Genomic DNA, 16,749 nt, shown 5'->3' on the forward strand with positions numbered 1-16,749 from the left:
GACCGCCTGGGGAGCGGTCCCGGGCACGCGGCACGGCGGGACGGGGGAGCGGCCTCCGGTCAGCTGTGCCCGCCGAAGAGGCTGGTCACCGAGCCGTCGCTGAACACCTCGTTGATCGCGCGGGCGACCAGCGGGGCGATGGACAGCACCGTCAGCTTGTCGAACTGCTTCTCCTCGGGGATCGGCAGCGTGTTGGTCAGCACGACCTCGGAGATCCGCGAGTTCTTCAGCCGGTCGACCGCCGGGCCGGACAGCACGCCGTGCGTCGCCGCGACGACGACCCGCGCCGCGCCCTGGTCGAACAGCGCGTCCGCCGCCTTCACGATCGTCCCGCCGGTGTCGATCATGTCGTCCACCACGACGCAGGTGCGGCCCTTGACCTCGCCGACGACGTCGAAGACCTTGACCTCGTTCGCCACGTCCGGGTCGCGCTTCTTGTGGATGATGGCCATCGGCACGCCGCCGAGCCGGTCGCTCCACCGCTCGGTGACCCGCACCCGGCCCGCGTCCGGCGCGACGACCGTGACCTGCGAGGTGTCGAGCCGGCTCTCGAAGTGCCGGGCCAGCAGGTCGAGCGCGAACAGGTGGTCGACCGGGCCGTCGAAGAAGCCCTGGATCTGCGCGGTGTGCAGGTCCACGGCGATCAGCCGGTCGGCGCCCGCGGTCTTGAACAGGTCGGCCATCAGCCGGGCCGAGATCGGCTCGCGGCCGCGGTGCTTCTTGTCCTGCCGGGCGTAGCCGAAGAACGGCGCGACCACGGTGATCCGCTTGGCGGACGCGCGCTTCAGCGCGTCCACCATGATCAGCTGCTCCATGATCCACTGATTGATGGGCGCCGTGTGGCTCTGGATCACGAACGCGTCGGAGCCGCGGACCGACTCCAGGAACCGTACGAACGTCTCGCCGTTGGCGAAGTCGTACGCGGACGTCGGCGTGAGGTCGACGTGGAGGTTGTCGGCGACTTCCTTGGCCAGGTCCGGGTGGGCTCGGCCGGTGAAGAGCATCAGCTTCTTCTGGCCGCTCGCCTTGATCCCACTCACCTCTGACAACTCCCCCTCAATGGAACGGTGCAATCTCGTGGGTCCTGTCCCCACTCCCCGCGCACCGCGGCGCATCACGAGAGCGTCTGCGTCGCGCGGGTCTCTGTTGTTCGTGAGGGGACGCCGCTGTCCCTCCACCTCCCCGCCGGGAGGCGGGGCAGTCCTGTTCGCGGGCGTGGCCGGCGGTCTCCGGCCACCGGCGCCCTACCGGGGCGTGCCGGTCACCCGCCGGCCTCGGCGCCGGCCTCCTCGGCCTCGGCCTCAGCGGCCGCTTCCTCGACGGCCTCCTCGGCGGCGGCCTCCCGGGCCCGGCGGGCGGCCTCGGCCGCCGGGGAGCCGGCGCGCCTGCGCTCGACCCAGCCCTCGACGTTGCGCTGCCGCGCCCGCGCGACCGCCATCGCCCCGGGCGGGACGTCCTGGACGATCACCGAGCCGGCCGCCGTGTACGCGCCGTCCCCGATGGTCACCGGGGCGACGATCATGTTGTCGCTGCCCACCTTGACGTGCGAGCCGATGACGCTGCGGTGCTTGTGCACGCCGTCGTAGTTCACGAACACCGAGCTCGCGCCGATGTTGGAGCCCGCCCCGATCTCGGCGTCCCCCACGTAGGTGAGGTGCGGCACCTTCGTGCCCTCGCCGATCTCGGCGTTCTTGGTCTCGACGTACGTCCCGACCTTGGCCTTGCGCGCGAGGCGCGTGCCGGGCCGCAGGTAGGCGTACGGGCCGACGGACGCATCGGGCCCGATCTCCGCCTCCGCGCACACGGCGTTGACGACCGTGGCGCCGGGGCCGACGCGCGTGTCCGTCAGCGTGCAGTTCGGCCCGACCGTCGCGCCCTCGCCGAGGTGCGTGGCGCCGTGGAGCTGCGTGCCCGGGCGGACCTCCGCGTCCTGGTCGGCCGTCACGCCGACGTCGATCCAGGTGGTCGCCGGGTCGACGATCGTGACGCCCGCCCGCATGTGGGCTTCGAGGATGCGGTCGTTGAGCTGCCGCCGCGCCTGCGCGAGCTGCACCCTGTCGTTCACGCCCTGGGTCTCCACCCAGTCGGCGGCGAGGTGCGCCCCGGCGCGGTGCCCGTCGCCCCGCAGGATCGCGACGACGTCGGTGAGGTATTCCTCACCCTTCGCGTTGTCGGTGGTCACGCGCTTGAGCGCGTCCTCCAGCAGGGCGCCGTCGAAGGCGTACATGCCGACGTTGATCTCGCCGATGGCGCGCTGCGCGGCGTCGGCGTCCTTGTGCTCGACGATCGCGGCGACGCTGCCGTCCGCCGCGCGGACCATCCGGCCGTACCCGGTCGGGTCGGGGATCTCCGTGGTGAGGACGGTCGCCGCGTTCCCCTCGTCCTCGTGGGCCCGGACGAGCGCGGCGAGCGTCTCGCCGCGCAGCAGCGGGTGGTCGCCGTTGGTCACCACGACGGTGCCGTCCAGCGCGCCGGTCTGCTCCAGCGCCACGCGGACGGCGTGGCCGGTGCCGCCCTGCCGCTCCTGCACGACGGCCTCGGCGTCGGGCGCGTGCTCGGCGAGGTGGGCGACGACCTGCTCGCGCCGGTGCCCGACCACCACGACGAGCCGCTCGGGCTCCAGCTCGCGCGCCGCGGCGAGGACGTGGCCCAGCATGCTGCGCCCGCAGAGCTCGTGGAGCACCTTCGAGGTGCGGGACTTCATCCGGGTGCCCTCGCCCGCGGCGAGAACGATGACGGCGGCCGGGCGGCTGGCCCGGTTCCCTGTAAGGCCGGCACTCACGAAGAGGCTCCTCGGCATCGCGGACGGGATCGTTTCGGGCTGCGGATCGCGCGCCCACCTGCTGTAACAGGGCATGGCAGGGCGCGGCTCAGCCGACACGGGAAGGATACCGCCCGGCGGGCGCCTGTCATCCGCCGCCCGCCGGCCGCCGGAAGCGGCCACGAGCCCGGGAAGGGCTCCGGCGCAAGGACTCGAACCTTGTCTAAGGGCACCAAAAACCCTTGTGCTGCCGATTACACCACGCCGGATGGGAGCGACCGGTTCCGCCATCGCGCCGGACCGCCCGGACGCCCCAACGATACCGAGCCGGAGCGACAAGCCCCACCCTATTGTCCCTCCGGCGGCCGTCCGTTATCCGGTGACCGCCAGCCAGTCCGGCAGGGGCTCGCGGGCCTCAAGCCACGGCTCGGGGATGCCCTCGACGCCCACATGCGCCGCGACGATGCCTCCGACGATCGCAGCGGTGGTGTCCATGTCGCCGCCGACCAGTGGACACGCCCGCACGGCCGCCTCGTAGTCGGTCAAGCGGGTGGCCGCGACCCACAACGCATAGGGGACGGTGTCCTGCGCCGAGATGCGTGAGCCGTTCCCCAGTTCGTGGGCCGCCTCCTTGGGGGATTTGGACAGCAGCCGGAGCGCGCGCCGCAGCCCTCGGCGCACGTACTCGCCCATCGTCGTCCGCTCCAGGGCGGCTTCGATGACGGCCTTGGGAGGGACGTCCTCTCCCCGGTGGGACGACACGAACGCTGTCGCGACGGCCACGGCGACGGCACCGGCGATGCCCTCGACATGCGCGTGGGTGACCTCCGCCGACAGGAGCGCCTGCTCCGCCGCGCGGCCGGGATCGTCCGCGAAGTAGGCGCCGAGCGGGGCGACGCGCATGGCGGCGCCGTTGCCGAACGAGCCCTTCCCGTCGAAGAGCTCCCGGGCGGCCCGATGCCAGTGGTCACCTCGGCGAACGCGCTCCAGGAGTTCGAGGGCGCCCGCCCCGTACCGGCGGTGGACGTCGAACCGGCCGGCGAACGACCGCGCCAGCTCGTCCTGGTCGATTTGACCGTTCTGGTTTAGAACGTCCACTACTGAGCACGCCATCTCCGTGTCGTCCGACCAGGCCCAGGGAGCGGGCGGCATGCCGGACTCAGCGGGAACGTCTCTGTTGGCGAGGATGAAGAACTGGTCTCCGAACGCGTCGCCGACCGACAGGCCGGTCAGCGAACCCAGCGCGCGCTCCGAACGTTGCTTCTCGGTGAGGGCCACTTTCAGCGTCCTTCCACGGCGGCCGGCCCGGAGACGGCCGGCAGGCGACTGATCCACCGAGAGCTTCGTGGCCCGTGAGACAGATTCCCACTTAATTTACCCGACGGCTATGTGCAACCTACGGTTCCGTAGCTTACGTTGGCGTAGGTAAGGCTGCCCCGGCAGCGGACCGGAGAACAGGAAGGCGTGATTCCATGACCACGGCCCCCGCCATCGAACCGCCCCGACCACAGAAGCGACCCGAGATCGCCCCGGACACCCAGGGCAACGCCGAGCGCCTGCTCGTCGCCGTCTTCACCGGCGTCCCGTTCCTCGCCCTCTTCGCGGCCGTTCCCCTCGCCTGGGGCAGGTTCCTCGGCTGGACCGACGTCGTGCTCACGGCCGTCTTCTACTTCGTCTCCGCCGCGGGCATCACCGTCGGCTACCACCGCTACTTCACGCACGGCTCCTTCAAGGCCAACCGGCCCCTGAAGATCTTCATGGCGCTGGCCGGCAGCCTCGCCATCGAGGGCCCGGTCATCACCTGGGTCGCCGACCACCGCCGCCACCACAAGCACTCCGACAAGGAGATGGACCCGCACTCCCCCTGGCGCTTCGGCAACGACTGGAAGGCGCTGACCAAGGGCCTCGTGTGGGCGCACTACGGCTGGCTGTTCGACGCCAACCGCACGTCCAAGCCCCGCTTCGCCAAGGACCTGCTGAACGACCGGGACATCACCCGCATCCACCTGTGGTTCCCCGGCCTCGTCGCGGTCTCGTTCCTGCTGCCCGCCGCGATCGGCGGCCTCGTCACCATGTCCTGGACGGGCTTCCTCACCGCCCTCTTCTGGGCCGGGTTCGTGCGCATCACCCTCGTCCACCACGTCACCTGGTCGATCAACTCGATCTGCCACACCTTCGGCAAGGAGGACTTCGAGGTCCGCGACAAGTCCCGCAACGTGTGGTGGCTGGCCATCCCGTCCCTCGGCGAGTCCTGGCACAACCTGCACCACTCCGACCCGACCTGCGCCCGCCACGGCGTCCTCAAGGGCCAGGTCGACATCAGCGCGCGGGTCATCTGGCTGTTCGAGAAGGCCGGCTGGGCCCGCGACGTCCGCTGGCCGGACGCGGGCAGGCTCGCCTCCAAGCGCGCGAAGCAGGCGAGTTGACCGCCACAATTGAACCTGTGACAGAACCCGCTCCCAGGACCCGCAGAAAACGGATGACCGGCAAGGAACGGCGCGAGCAGCTCCTCGACATCGGGCGCACGCTGTTCGCCGAGCGCGGTCTGGACGGCACCTCCGTGGAGGAGATCGCCTCCGCGGCAGGTGTCTCCAAGCCCGTGGTCTACGAGCACTTCGGCGGCAAGGAGGGCCTGTACGCGGTCGTCGTCGACCGCGAGTTCGAGCGGCTGCTGAGCCTGGTCACCGAGGCGCTGAACTCGGCGAGCCACTACCGCGGCAAGCTGGAGAAGGCCGCGCTGGCGCTGCTGGAGTACATCGAGGAGAACCCCGACGGGTTCCGCATCCTCGTCCGCGACTCCCACGGCGGCACCGGCACCGGCAGCTACGCGAGCCTGCTCAGCGAGATCGCCGGCGAGGTCGAGTACATCCTCGCGCAGGAGTTCGACCGGCACGACTACGACGACAAGTTCGCGCCCATCTACGCGCAGAGCCTCGTCGGCATGGTCGCGCTGACCGGGCAGTGGTGGCTGGACGTCCGCAGGCCGCGGCGCGAGGAGGTCGCGGCCCACGTGGTCAACCTCGCCTGGAACGGCCTGTCCGGCCTCGAACAGCGCCCGTCCCTGGACCCGCGCCGCCGCCGCAAGGAGCTGGAGCGCCAGGAGAAGCGCGCCGAGAAGGCCGCGGCCAAGGCGGAGAAGGCCGAGGAGAAGGCCGCGGCCAAGGCCGAGAAGGCCCAGCGCAAGAAGCGCTCCGACGAGGCGGAGCCGACCGTGGCCGAGTTCCCGGCCCCGAACCCGTCCGCCTGACTCAGGACGCCTGGAGGAACTCCAGGCGGTTCCCCACGGGATCGTCGGCGTAAAGCCGGCGATACCCGGGGAACAGACCGTCCGGCCGGACCTCGTGCCCAGCCGCCCTCAACTTCGCGGCGACCTCGTCCAGGTCCCGGACGAGCAGCCCCGGATGGGCCTTCCTCGCCGCACGGAAGTCCTGCTCGATCCCCAGATGGAGCTCGACTCCCCCACCCCGGAACCACACCCCGCCACGCTTGGCGAGCTCCGGAGGCTTAGGCACCTCCTCCATCCCGAGGACACCCGCGTAGAACGCCCTTAGGACGTCCTCGCTCCCCACAGGCGCGGCCAGTTGCACGTGATGAACACCGGTCAGCATGAGGCCTCCAGACAAACCAGTGGCCGTCCGGAGTTCGTCCGGACGGCCACCGGCCGGGGTCGCCGCCGTCGGGTCACGACGCCGGGGCTTGCGGGGCCCGCACGGTCTGCGATCATGAGATCGCCGCGTCCGCGCGGCCCTCTTGGATGCCGCCCGCCCTCCGAGCTGGCACACCGCAGGGGAACGAGTCGCTTCCCTCGGACGGCGGGCGGCACCCCGTCTAGGGGGCGTTCCGGCTGGCGATCACGAAGACCCGCCGGAACGGGAACACCGTCCCGTACGAGGCGGCCGGATACGCCTCGCGCAGCAGGACCCGGTACTCGTCGAGGAACTCCTCCGCGTCCGCTCCAAGAGCGCTCAGCACGGGCCGAAGCGCGGTGCCCTTGACCCACTCCAGCACCGGATCGTTCCCGTGGAGAACCTGCATGTACGTCGTCTCCCAGGCGTCCACCGCGTACCCGAGCGGCGCCAGCAGGTCGAGGTAGCCCTCCGGCCCCAGCACCGGATCGGCCCGCAGCACGCCCTCAAGCCGCCCGCTCCACTTCCGCGAACCGGCCAGCTCCCGCATCACCGCATGGCTGGGCGCGTCGAAGTTGCCGGGCACCTGGAACGCCAGCCGCCCACCGGGCGCCAGCGCCTCCATCCACCGCGGCAGAAGCTCACGATGCTCAGGCACCCACTGGAGGACGGCGTTCGAGACGATCACGTCGGGCGCCTGCCGGGGCCGCCAGGACCGCACGTCCCCGACCGCGAACTCCAGCCGCCCCGGAATCCCGCGCGGCCGCGCCTCGGCGATCATCTCCGGCGACCCGTCGATGGCCTCCACGATCGCCCCGGGCCACCGCGCGGCGAGCGCCGCCGTGAGTTCCCCCGTCCCGCACCCGAGATCGGCGGCATACCGCGGCTCGGCGCCACCGATCCGCCCCACGAGCTCGAAGAACGGCCTGGCGCGCTCGTCCCCGAAGACCCCGTACTGCACGGGATCCCACACAGCTTGTCTCGACATCAAGACACAGCATGCCCGCCCCCATATCTTGATGTCAAGAGTTTTGCTTATTGCAAGACCCTCGGCGTCGGGCCTTGGAGGCCCTCCTTCAACGGGCCTTGCGGCGATCGCTGGCATCGCTCCGGCTCGCCTGGCGGCGGTGCCGTGGTCGCGTGATAGGACTGGCGGCCATGCGGATCGGTGAGCTGGCGCGGATCACGGGCACGACACCGCGGGCGCGTGTGCGGGACATCCGCAAGCTGCTCGCCGTCGGCCTCACGCTCGACGACGTCCTCGTGTTCTCCGCCTGTCTGTCCGGCGGCGCCCGGTTGCCTGGGTTCGTCCAGGATGTGAGACCAACCTCTTGATATCGAGAGATGTAGGGTAGGGGCATGGAGGATGAGGTCGACCGGTTGGTCGGGGCCTGGAACGCCGAGCGTCCGGATCTCGACGTGCGGCCGCTGCACGTCCTCAGCCGGGTCTCCCGCCTCGCGCGCCATCTGGACCGGGCGCGGCGGGCGGTGTTCGTGGCGCATGACCTGGAGTCGTGGGAGTTCGACGTCCTGACGGCGCTGCGCAGGGCGGGCGCGCCGTACGAGCTCAGCCCGGGGCGGCTGCTGCGGGCGACGCTCGTGACGTCCGGCACCATGACCAACCGCATCGACCGGCTGGCCGCGGCCGGGCTGGTCGAGCGGCATCCCGACCCGCAGGACAAGCGCGGCGTCCTCGTGCGCCTGACCGGGGCGGGCCTGACGCGCGTGGACGCCGCGTTCGCCGATCTCCTCGACCGGGAGCAGGCGATCCTGGAGGGGCTCAGCCCCGGCCAGCGGGACGCGCTGGCCGACCTCCTGCGGACGCTGCTGGTCCCGTTCGACTCCGATACCGAGGCGCGTCCCGCCCGGCCTCCGCAGCCGCTGTAGGTCAGCTCGTGTCGACCGAGCGCTGCTGGCCCGGGTAGCCGGGCTTCTGGGCGGGCAGGCCGGCCATCTCGTCGTCGAGCGTTCCGGCGGTGAGGGGCCGCGCCGGGGGCTCGCCTGACTCCGTGGTCTCCTCGTCTTCGGGTTCGCGGTCCACCGGGCCGCCCGCGTTGACGCCCTGCGGCTCGACGAGGGTGCCTTTGGTGTCCGCCTCATCCGGTTTGTTCCAAGACATCCCACCGATCTACCCACTCCGCGAACTTGAACCGGCCTCAGGTCAGGACGGCCTCCAGGGCCGCGGCCGCACCGCAGAGCCGCTCCTCGGCGCCGGCGGGCCCGATGAGCTGGACGGACGCGGGCAGGTGCGAACCGGGGAGCGGGACGGGCAGGGCGAACGCGGGCAGCCCGGCCACGTTGATCGGCCCGGTCAGCATGGTTAGGACGAGGTCGGCGTCCTCGTCCTCGGTGAGTTCGGGGGCGACGGTGGTCAGGACGGGCAGCGCGATCACGCCGTGCCGGGCCAGGATGCCGTCCAGCTCGGCGCGGAGTGCCTTCTGGACGCTCGCGGCCCAGTCCAAGCGGCCTTCGGCGAGGTCCCGCAGTTCGTGCAGGCGCCGGTACATGCGGGCGCTGATCTTGGACGGGTCGTCGAGGAGCGGCGCGTTCTGGCGGTACGCCTCGTCGCCGATGAAGACGCCGTTCGCCATGGCGGCGTCGGCGTAGTGCGCGGACGTGACGTCGGTGATCGGGCCGAGGCGCCGCAGGGCGTCGTCGACGGCGGCGTCGATCGCCGGGTCCGCACCCGGGACGCGGAGGCGCGCGATCGGTTCGCCCGGCTCGTACGGGACGGGCGCGAAGCCCGGTTCGATCAGGTCCATGCCGAGGACGACGGCGGCGACGTCGCGTCCCATCGGGCCGACGGTGTCGAGGGTCGGCGACAGCGGGTACACGCCGTCGAGGGGGACGCGGCCGTTCGTCGTCTTGAGGGACGCGATGCCGCAGCAGGCCGCCGGGATGCGGACGGAGCCCGCGGTGTCGGTGCCGAACGCGACGTCCGCCTCGCCGGTGGCGACGGCGACCGCCGATCCGCTGGACGAACCGCCCGGCATCCGGGACGGGTCCAGGGGGTTGACCGGGGTGCCGGACCACGGGTTGACGCCGTCGGCGCCCAGGCAGAACTCCGTCAGGTTGGTCTTCCCGACGATGCGGGCGCCGCGGGCGCGGGCCGATGCCACGACCGGGGCGTCCGCGGCGGCGGGCGCGGCCCGTCCGGCCACCGCCTCGCTGCCGGCGGTGGTCGGCAGCCCGGCCACGTCGATGGCGTCCTTCACCGCCAGCCGGGGCCCGTCGCCCGGCGCATCCGTTCGGAGGATCCACGTCGTCATCAGTGGATCATCGCGAATTCCGGCCGCCGAACGCCAGAGGCCTCAGCCGACGTCCTCCGCGAGCATCAGCCACTCCTCCTCGACCTGCGCGGACTCGGCCTGGATCTCGCGGAGGCGGCCGTCGAGCTCCTGGAGCTTGGCGTAGTCGGTGGCGTGCGCGGCGAGCTGCTCGTGCAGCTCCGCCTCCTGCTTGGCGAGCTTGTCCAGGCGCCGTTCGAGCCGGTCGAGCTCCTTGCGGGCCTTCCAGTCCTGGCCGCCCTTCGGCGGGGCGGGCGGGGCCGGCGCGGCGGCTTCGCGGGTCGGCGCGGTCCCGGCGGCGCGGCGCTCCAGGTACTCGTCGACGCCGCCGGGCAGCAGCGACACGCGCCCGTCCCCGAGCAGCGCGACGACGTGGTCGGTGATGCGCTCCAGGAAGTACCGGTCGTGGCTGACGACGACGAGGGTGCCGGGCCAGCCGTCGAGGAGGTCCTCGACCTCGGTGAGCGTCTCGATGTCGAGGTCGTTGGTGGGCTCGTCCAGCAGCAGGACGTTCGGCTCGCCCATGAGGAGCCGGAGGACCTGGAGGCGCCGCCGCTCGCCGCCGGAGAGGTCCCCGACGGGCGTCCACTGGCGGTCGCCCTGGAAGCCGAGCCGTTCGAGGAGCTGGCTCGCGGTCCATTCGCGCTTGCCGACGGTGATCCGGCGCTGGATCTCCTCCACCGACTCCAGCACGCGCCTGGACGGGTCGAGCTCCTCCAGGTTCTGCGACAGGTGCGCCAGCTGGACGGTCTTGCCGCGGACCACCTTGCCGGACACCGGCTTCACCGACCCGTCCAGCAGCCGGAGGAGGGTGCTCTTGCCGCTGCCGTTGACGCCGACGAGCCCGACGCGGTCGCCGGGACCGAGGCGCCAGGTCATGCGCTCGAAGATGTCGCGCGCGGCCTCGCCCTCGCCGACCCGGACGGTCACGTCCTCCACGTCGTACACGGTCTTGCCGAGGCGCGCCGTCGCGAACCGGGTCAGCTCGACCGAGTCGCGCAGCGGCGGCTCGTCGGCGATCAGCGCCTGCGCCGCGTCCACCCGGAACTTCGGCTTGGACGTGCGGGCCTGCGGGCCGCGGCGCAGCCACGCGAGCTCCTTGCGGAGCAGGTTCTGCCGCTTCGCCTCCGTCGCCGCCGCGATCCGGGACCGCTCGGCCTTCGCCAGCACGTACGCCGAGTAGCCGCCCTCGTAGCGCTCGACACGCCCGTCCACGACCTCCCAGGTCCGCTCGGTGACCTCGTCGAGGAACCAGCGGTCGTGCGTGACGACCAGCAGCGCGACCCGGCGGCCCTTCAGGTGCCGGGCGAGCCAGTCGATCGCCTCGATGTCGAGGTGGTTGGTGGGCTCGTCCAGGATCAGCAGGTCGGACTCGGGGACGAGCAGCCGCGCCAGCGCGACGCGGCGCCGCTCCCCGCCCGACATCCCGGCGAGCGGCGCGTCCAGGTCGAGGCCGGCGAGCAGGCCGCCGAGGATCTCGCGGACGCGGGTGTCGCCCGCCCACTCGTGCTCGGCCCGGTCGCCCAGCACCACGGACCGCACCGTCGCGTCCGCGGCGAACTCGTCGCGCTGGGTGAGGTAGCCGAGCCGGAGCCCGCGGGCATGGGTGACGCGCCCGCCGTCGGGTTCGGTCTCCCGCGCGAGGACGGACACGAGCGTGCTCTTGCCGCCGCCGTTGCGCCCGACGACGCCCACGCGGTCGCCGTCGTCCAGCCCGAGGGACACCCCGTCGAGCAGCGGCTTGGGCCCGTAGGCCTTGGCGACGTTCTCAAGATTGATCAGATTCACGACGCCTCCCAGCCTATTGCCCCGGACGAACCGCTCGCGCGGCCCCGCACGGCACTTCGCGGGACGCCGGGTGCCGGGGATCAGGCGGGCGGCGGGCCCGCCGGGGAGTCGCCCGGATACTGCTGGCCGGGGTACTGCTGCCCAGGCTGTTGCTGGCCCGGCGGCTGCTGGCCTCCGTACTGCTGGCCCGGGTACTGCTGGCCCGGCGGATACTGGCCCGGGTACTGCTGGCCGTAGCCGGGCTGCGGCGGGCCGTAGCCCGGCGGTGGCTGCGTGCGCTTCCGGTTGCCGTTCGCCACCACGATGATCATCACCACGGCGCCGACGAGGGCGAGCAGGACGATCACGATGAGCAGGAGCACGGCGAGGCTCAACACATCCACTTCCTCACGCTCGACCTTGGGCCCTCGCGGCCGTTACGGGTGCGGCCACGATACCCGCGCGTCCGGGGAAGCGGGCTCAGACGACGGTGGCGCCGGGGACGGGGCCGGCGGCGACGACGACCTGCTCGGCGACGCCCGCGCCGTCCAGCTCGGCGGCGAGGTCGGCGGCGTGCTCCTCGTTGGCGACGAGGAAGGCGCAGGTGGGGCCGGAACCGGACACGATCGCCCCGGCGGCGCCGAACTCGCGGCCCGCGGCGAGCGTCCGGCGCAGGGAAGGGCGGAGCGACAGCGCGGCGGCCTGGAGGTCGTTGTCGAGCGCGGCGCCGAGGTTCTTGGCGTCGCCGGTGGCGAGCGCGGTCATGAGGTCCTCGGAGACGCGGGGCCAAGCGGCGGCGCGGCCCTGGGCCTCGCGGAGGCGGTCGCACTCGGCGTAGACGGCGGGCGTGGACAGGCCGCCGTCGGCGGTGGCGAACACCCAGTGGAACGTCCCGCGGGCGAGGGCGGGGGTGAGCCGCTCGCCGCGCCCGACGCCGATCGCGGTGCCGCCGAGGAGCGCGAACGGGACGTCGCTGCCGAGCTCGGCGCCGAGCTCCATGAGGTCGTCGCGGGTGAGGGCGGGCCGGTCACGGTCGTCCCAGAGCCGCGCGCAGGCGACGAGCGCGGCGGCGGCGTCGGCGCTGCCGCCGGCCATGCCGCCCGCGACGGGGATGGCCTTGCGGATCCGCAGCGCCACGGCGGGTTCGACGCCGAGCCGGGCGGCGACGAGCCGGGCCGCGCGGGCGGCGAGGTTGCCGTCGTCGGTGGGGACGCCGCCGACCGCCACGCGGGAGTGCGGCGCGGCCTCGACGGTGAGCCGCAGCCCGTCGGCGGGCGTGGCCGTCACCTCGTCGAACAGCGAGACGGCGTGGAACACGTTGACGAGGTCGTGGTAGCCGTCGGCGCGGACCGGGCCCACGCTGAGCTGAAGGTTGACCTTGGCGGGGACGCGTACGCTCACTGCGGTCACGTCACGGAAGCGTACGGGAACGCGAGCGTGACCATGGACGCGGGTGCCGATCACCCGGGCGGCCCGCCGCGGCCGCCCGGCCGGGCGGGACGGTCAGCCGCCCGGGGTCACGGGGAGGTTGCGGGGGTTGAAGTAGGGCGTGGTCGCGAGCTCGCGGAGGGCGGAGACGGCGCGCTTGTCGCCGGTCACCGAGAAGGCGCGGCGGTCGTCGCGGGCGTCCTCGCGCTGCTCGTCGGAGTTGAAGTAGACGACGGCCTTGACCTGCGGGTCCTGGAGGGTCCTGGACGCGGCGCGGAGCCACTCGGCGCGGCGTCCGGCGTAGGCCTTCGGGACGCCGAACTCGGCGATCATGATGGGCTTCGGCCGGTCCCGGGCCCACTGCAGGAACAGCTTCACGGCCTCGGACAGGTCGCGGTAGTCGTAGTCGCCGCCCGGCTGGGCGTCGGCGCAGATCCAGTCGACCTCGTCGTCGCCCGGGTAGTAGGAGCCGGCGTTGCCGGAGCCGAAGCCGCGCGCGGACGGGCACCACACCCAGGCGACGTTGTCGACCCTCTCCTGCGTGAAGATCGCGCGCAGGTGCTTCCAGGCGGCGATGTAGTCGGCCGCGGTGTGCACGCGCTCCCGCGTGCTGGCCTTGTCCATGTCCCGCGACCAGCGGAGGAAGACCGGCTTGCCGGTGGCCTTGATGGCGCGGGCGCGGGTGCGGATGAGGTCGTCGTAGGTGCCCTTGACGATGTCCCTGGTGTCGCCGCCGGCCCAGGTGAGCAGCAGGTAGCGGTTGCCGCCGAGGACGGAGGTGTCGAGGTCGGCGGGGAACGGCGCCTTCCAGCCCCGGTAGCTCTGCACGATGTCGAGCTGGCGGCCGAGCTCGTTCTCGAACCCGACGACGGAGGCCATGCCGGGCTTGTCGACGTCCTTGCCGGTCGGCTTGGCGGACGGGTGCCCCGTCGCGGAGGGGCTGCCGGACGCGCCGTCCGACGGGTCGTCCGAGGGTGAGGCCGACGGGGAGCCGGACGGGGCGCGTTTCCTGGCGTCCTCCGGTGGGACCCAGGCGCCGAAGTAGGCGCCCTTGGCCGGGGGCGTCGGGGCGACACCGGCCCGGGCGGTCGTCGTGATCTTGGGTGCCGCGCCCGCGCCGCTACTGCACCCGGCCGCGGCCGCCAGTGCCGCCAGCGCCGTGACCAGCGCCGCCGGCACGATCGGCGCCCTCGCGGGCACCCCCGCCCGCGTCGTCCGCGAACGCGCCTTCACCATCGTCCTCCGACTCTTCCCGCTCGGATGCGCCCCCGGGAGCAGTGGCCGCGGGCGCTGGGGGAACACCCTCCCCGACGGGGGAACCATACTCGGCAATACGGGCGAAGGCGGCCACGTCCAGCGCTTCGCCCCGCGCTCGCGGATCGACGCCCGCGGCGCGCAGCGCGTGCTCGGCCGCCGCCGCGGAGCCGGCCCAGCCCGCGAGGGCGGCGCGCAGCGTCTTGCGGCGCTGCGCGAACGCGGCGTCGACCACGGCGAAGACCTGCTCGCGGGTCGCGGTGGTGGGCGGCGGGTCGTGCCGGGTGAACGCGACGAGGCCGGAGTCGACGTTCGGGGCGGGCCAGAACACCGCGCGCCCGACGGGTCCGGCCCGGCGGGCGTCGCCGTACCAGGCGAGCTTCACCGACGGCACGCCGTAGATCTTGGAGCCGGGCGGGGCGACCATCCGGTCGGCGACCTCGGCCTGCACCATGACCAGGGCGCGCCGCAGCGACGGCAGGACGGCCAGCAGGTGCAGGACGACCGGGACCGCGACGTTGTAGGGCAGGTTCGCGACCAGCGCGGTCGGCGCGGGCCCGGGAATCTCTGTGATCTTCATCGCGTCGGCCCGGACGACCTCCAGCCGGCCGGCGAGCTCCGGCGCCCGCGCCGCGACCGTGGCGGGCAGCTCGGCGGCCAGCGGCGGGTCGATCTCGACCGCGACGACGCGCCGCGCCGCGGGCAGCAGCGCCAGCGTCAGCGACCCGAGCCCGGGGCCGACCTCGATGACGACGTCGTCGTCCTCCAGGCCGGCCGAGCGGACGATCCGCCGGACGGTGTTCGCGTCGATGACGAAGTTCTGCCCGAGCGTCTTCGTCGGCCTGATCCCCAGCCGCTCCGCCAGCGCGCGCACGTCCGCCGGTCCGAGCAGTCCCCGTGTCTCCCCCACCGGACAAGTCTCTCAGGCTCAGGAGAACAGGAACCGCCCGCAGTTGGGCCACTGCCCCTGCCAGCGGCCGTTCACCTTGTTGTAGAGCATCTGCGCGCGGTAGGTCTGCTCGGCGGCGCTGGCGTCGGACGGCTTGCCGGAGCCGCCGACCGACGCCCAGGACGACAGCGAGAACTGGTAGAGGCCGTAGTAGCCGGCGGGGTTCACGGCCTTGGGGTTGTTGTGGGACTCGCAGTTGGCGAGGCCGCGCCAGTTGAGGCTCGCGGCGGAGCCGCCCGCGGCGCCCTGCGGGCCGACGGCGAGGATCCGGGCGACGGGCTTGCGCTTCACCTTCTCCGAGATGACGATCTTGACCTTCTTGCCCTTGCGCCGGGCGTACGCCGTCTGCACGATCTTCAGCCCCGGCCGGCCCTTGCGGAGCTCCTTCTCGCTGAACGGCGGCACCGACGAGCTCTTCTTCCTGATCGTCGGCGCGGGCGTCGCGACCTTCTTCGTGACGGGCGCGGTCAGCAGCCGCACGACCTTGATGACCTGCCCGGCCGGCCGGTCCCGCGGCGGCGCGACGAGGTCGTGCGGGCCGAGCTGGATCTTCGCCAGGTCCAGGACCTGCTGGACGGTGGTGCCCGTGGTCATCGTCTCGGTCTTCTTCTTGTCGACCACGATGACGATCTTGCGGGGGGCGGGGGCGCTGGTCTTCGGGGGGTCCGCGACCGGCGCGCCGGTGGCTCCGGCCTTGCCGCCGGACCCGCCGCCGCCGCACGCGCCCGCCAGCAGCGCCGCCACCACCAGGACGGGGACCGCGGGGCTCTTCAGGACTCGCCGCACCGTGTTCCTCCAGGAACGGACGGGCTCGGGGGCGCCCGTCACCGCGCAGAGAGTAGAGGGAGGCGGCCGTCGCCCGCCACCTCAACGGGATTACTCCGTCCGGGAAACGGCGTATCCGCGGTCAGCGCGACAGCAGCGCCAGGTGCTCCTGGCGCACGAGATCGAAGCGGAGGGCCAGCGACACGAGCGCGGCGCGCTGCCAGTCGGCCTTCGCGGCGCGCCCGGCCGCGGGCTCGGGGACGCGCAGCTTCACCGACGCCAGGTAGTCGATGTGGAAGGCGACGGCGGACCGGGTGAGGCCGCCGCAGCCGGGGACGGCGGCGAGCCGCCTGATGATCTCCGGGACGGACGGGACGGCCGCGCCGGGCCCGTCCCGCAGCCGGGGCTCGCAGAGCGCGACGAGCACGAGGAAGTACGTGGCGGTCACGTCCAGCGGGAAGGGGACGACGGTCGTGCCGCTCACGTCGGGGTCGGGGGCGTCCGGGTCGGCGAACATCTGCCCCGGCGCGAACACGAGGAAGGAGACCGGGCCCGTCTCCGCCGGCAGCAGGACGCGGGAGAACTCGAACGGGACGGGCATCCGCAGGCGGCGGGGCGGGACCCTGACGAACTCCCCGTCGCCTTCGGGGTTCTCCACGACGTAGGCGGTGGCGCGGCTGAGGTTGCTGATCAGCCAGTGGTCGTCCACGGCGCGGATGCGCCCGGCGAGGCGGGACACGCCGGGCTCGTCGAAGGCCAGGTCGACGGGCTGGTCGGCCGAGCCGCGCCCGAACGTGAGCTGCCCGCCGGGCCGCAGCTCCCGCGCCGCGGCCTGCGGGCCGTCGCCCGCGGCCCGCACGATGATCCCCGGCATGGGGCGCCTCTCCTTCCTCTCCGCCGGGACCGGCCGCC

The 16,749-nt window shown here is 72.9% G+C and carries 18 protein-coding genes and 1 tRNA gene; 4 read left to right on the top strand and 15 right to left on the bottom strand.

Features of this window, described 5'->3' with window-relative positions:
- Positions 1-59: 59 nt before the first annotated feature.
- The 4 genes from E1300_RS13655 to E1300_RS13670 form a co-directional block, all read right to left on the bottom strand.
- Positions 60-1,040: a ribose-phosphate diphosphokinase gene (locus E1300_RS13655; protein ID WP_131757357.1), complete on the bottom strand. Its 981-nt coding sequence runs from the start codon at positions 1,038-1,040 to the stop codon at positions 60-62.
- 221 nt (positions 1,041-1,261) lie between these two features.
- Positions 1,262-2,782, bottom strand: a complete 1,521-nt coding sequence (glmU, locus tag E1300_RS13660) for a bifunctional UDP-N-acetylglucosamine diphosphorylase/glucosamine-1-phosphate N-acetyltransferase GlmU (protein ID WP_278045357.1) — start codon at positions 2,780-2,782, stop codon at positions 1,262-1,264.
- A gap of 176 nt (positions 2,783-2,958) precedes the next feature.
- Positions 2,959-3,030 (bottom strand) — tRNA-Gln (locus tag E1300_RS13665).
- Between the two features lie 103 nt (positions 3,031-3,133).
- On the bottom strand, positions 3,134-4,039 hold the full coding sequence (locus tag E1300_RS13670) for an ADP-ribosylglycohydrolase family protein (RefSeq protein WP_242619137.1): 906 nt from the start codon (positions 4,037-4,039) through the stop codon (positions 3,134-3,136).
- Between the two features lie 194 nt (positions 4,040-4,233).
- Between E1300_RS13670 and E1300_RS13675 the strand changes: the two genes are divergently transcribed.
- Together E1300_RS13675 and E1300_RS13680 are read left to right on the top strand one after the other, a co-directional pair.
- Positions 4,234-5,187, top strand: a complete 954-nt coding sequence (locus E1300_RS13675) for an acyl-CoA desaturase (protein ID WP_131757359.1) — start codon at positions 4,234-4,236, stop codon at positions 5,185-5,187.
- Positions 5,188-5,240: 53 nt separating this feature from the next.
- The gene (locus E1300_RS13680) at positions 5,241-6,008 is read left to right on the top strand and encodes a TetR/AcrR family transcriptional regulator (RefSeq protein WP_207399704.1); all 768 of its coding nucleotides are present in this window, start codon (positions 5,241-5,243) and stop codon (positions 6,006-6,008) included.
- A 1-nt stretch (position 6,009) separates the two neighbouring features.
- Here the strand turns inward: E1300_RS13680 and E1300_RS13685 are convergent, their stop codons facing one another.
- Positions 6,010-6,369: a VOC family protein gene (locus tag E1300_RS13685; RefSeq protein WP_131757360.1), complete on the bottom strand. Its 360-nt coding sequence runs from the start codon at positions 6,367-6,369 to the stop codon at positions 6,010-6,012.
- 220 nt (positions 6,370-6,589) lie between these two features.
- On the bottom strand, positions 6,590-7,375 hold the full coding sequence (locus tag E1300_RS13690) for a trans-aconitate 2-methyltransferase (protein WP_131757361.1): 786 nt from the start codon (positions 7,373-7,375) through the stop codon (positions 6,590-6,592).
- 170 nt (positions 7,376-7,545) lie between these two features.
- Here E1300_RS13690 and E1300_RS51530 point away from each other — a divergent pair, with 170 nt between their 5' ends.
- Complete coding sequence (locus tag E1300_RS51530; RefSeq protein ID WP_207399705.1) at positions 7,546-7,722, top strand: MerR family transcriptional regulator; 177 nt, start codon at positions 7,546-7,548, stop codon at positions 7,720-7,722.
- A gap of 24 nt (positions 7,723-7,746) precedes the next feature.
- A complete protein-coding gene (locus tag E1300_RS13700; protein ID WP_131757362.1) occupies positions 7,747-8,274 on the top strand; it encodes a MarR family winged helix-turn-helix transcriptional regulator in 528 nt (175 codons plus the stop codon).
- 1 nt (position 8,275) lies between these two features.
- Here the strand turns inward: E1300_RS13700 and E1300_RS13705 are convergent, their stop codons facing one another.
- The 9 genes from E1300_RS13705 to E1300_RS13745 all read right to left on the bottom strand — a co-directional run bounded on the left by E1300_RS13705 (position 8,276) and on the right by E1300_RS13745 (position 16,711).
- The gene (locus tag E1300_RS13705; protein WP_131757363.1) at positions 8,276-8,506 is read right to left on the bottom strand and encodes a hypothetical protein; all 231 of its coding nucleotides are present in this window, start codon (positions 8,504-8,506) and stop codon (positions 8,276-8,278) included.
- A 37-nt stretch (positions 8,507-8,543) separates the two neighbouring features.
- Positions 8,544-9,656, bottom strand: a complete 1,113-nt coding sequence (locus tag E1300_RS13710; RefSeq protein ID WP_131757364.1) for an amidase — start codon at positions 9,654-9,656, stop codon at positions 8,544-8,546.
- Positions 9,657-9,698: 42 nt separating this feature from the next.
- The gene (locus E1300_RS13715; protein ID WP_131757365.1) at positions 9,699-11,462 is read right to left on the bottom strand and encodes an ABC-F family ATP-binding cassette domain-containing protein; all 1,764 of its coding nucleotides are present in this window, start codon (positions 11,460-11,462) and stop codon (positions 9,699-9,701) included.
- A gap of 80 nt (positions 11,463-11,542) precedes the next feature.
- On the bottom strand, positions 11,543-11,845 hold the full coding sequence (locus tag E1300_RS13720; RefSeq protein WP_207399706.1) for a hypothetical protein: 303 nt from the start codon (positions 11,843-11,845) through the stop codon (positions 11,543-11,545).
- Positions 11,846-11,921: 76 nt separating this feature from the next.
- Positions 11,922-12,842, bottom strand: a complete 921-nt coding sequence (locus tag E1300_RS13725; RefSeq protein ID WP_131757388.1) for a 4-(cytidine 5'-diphospho)-2-C-methyl-D-erythritol kinase — start codon at positions 12,840-12,842, stop codon at positions 11,922-11,924.
- 102 nt (positions 12,843-12,944) lie between these two features.
- Positions 12,945-14,048, bottom strand: coding sequence for a glycoside hydrolase family 26 protein (locus tag E1300_RS13730; RefSeq protein WP_242619138.1), 1,104 nt, complete (start codon positions 14,046-14,048; stop codon positions 12,945-12,947).
- Positions 13,990-15,033 (bottom strand): 16S rRNA (adenine(1518)-N(6)/adenine(1519)-N(6))-dimethyltransferase RsmA, encoded by a 1,044-nt coding sequence (gene rsmA / locus E1300_RS13735; RefSeq protein WP_131757366.1) that lies wholly within the window; start codon positions 15,031-15,033, stop codon positions 13,990-13,992. Before rsmA ends, E1300_RS13730 begins: the two co-directional genes overlap by 59 nt.
- Before the next feature lie 18 nt (positions 15,034-15,051).
- Entirely contained in the window at positions 15,052-15,858 is an 807-nt protein-coding gene (locus tag E1300_RS13740) for a resuscitation-promoting factor (protein WP_131757367.1), read from the bottom strand.
- A gap of 121 nt (positions 15,859-15,979) precedes the next feature.
- Complete coding sequence (locus E1300_RS13745; RefSeq protein WP_207399707.1) at positions 15,980-16,711, bottom strand: FHA domain-containing protein; 732 nt, start codon at positions 16,709-16,711, stop codon at positions 15,980-15,982.
- Between the last annotated feature and the right edge of the window lie 38 nt (positions 16,712-16,749).

The sequence above is a fragment of the Actinomadura fibrosa genome (genome assembly GCF_900659615.1).
Taxonomy (GTDB): domain Bacteria; phylum Actinomycetota; class Actinomycetes; order Streptosporangiales; family Streptosporangiaceae; genus Spirillospora; species Spirillospora fibrosa.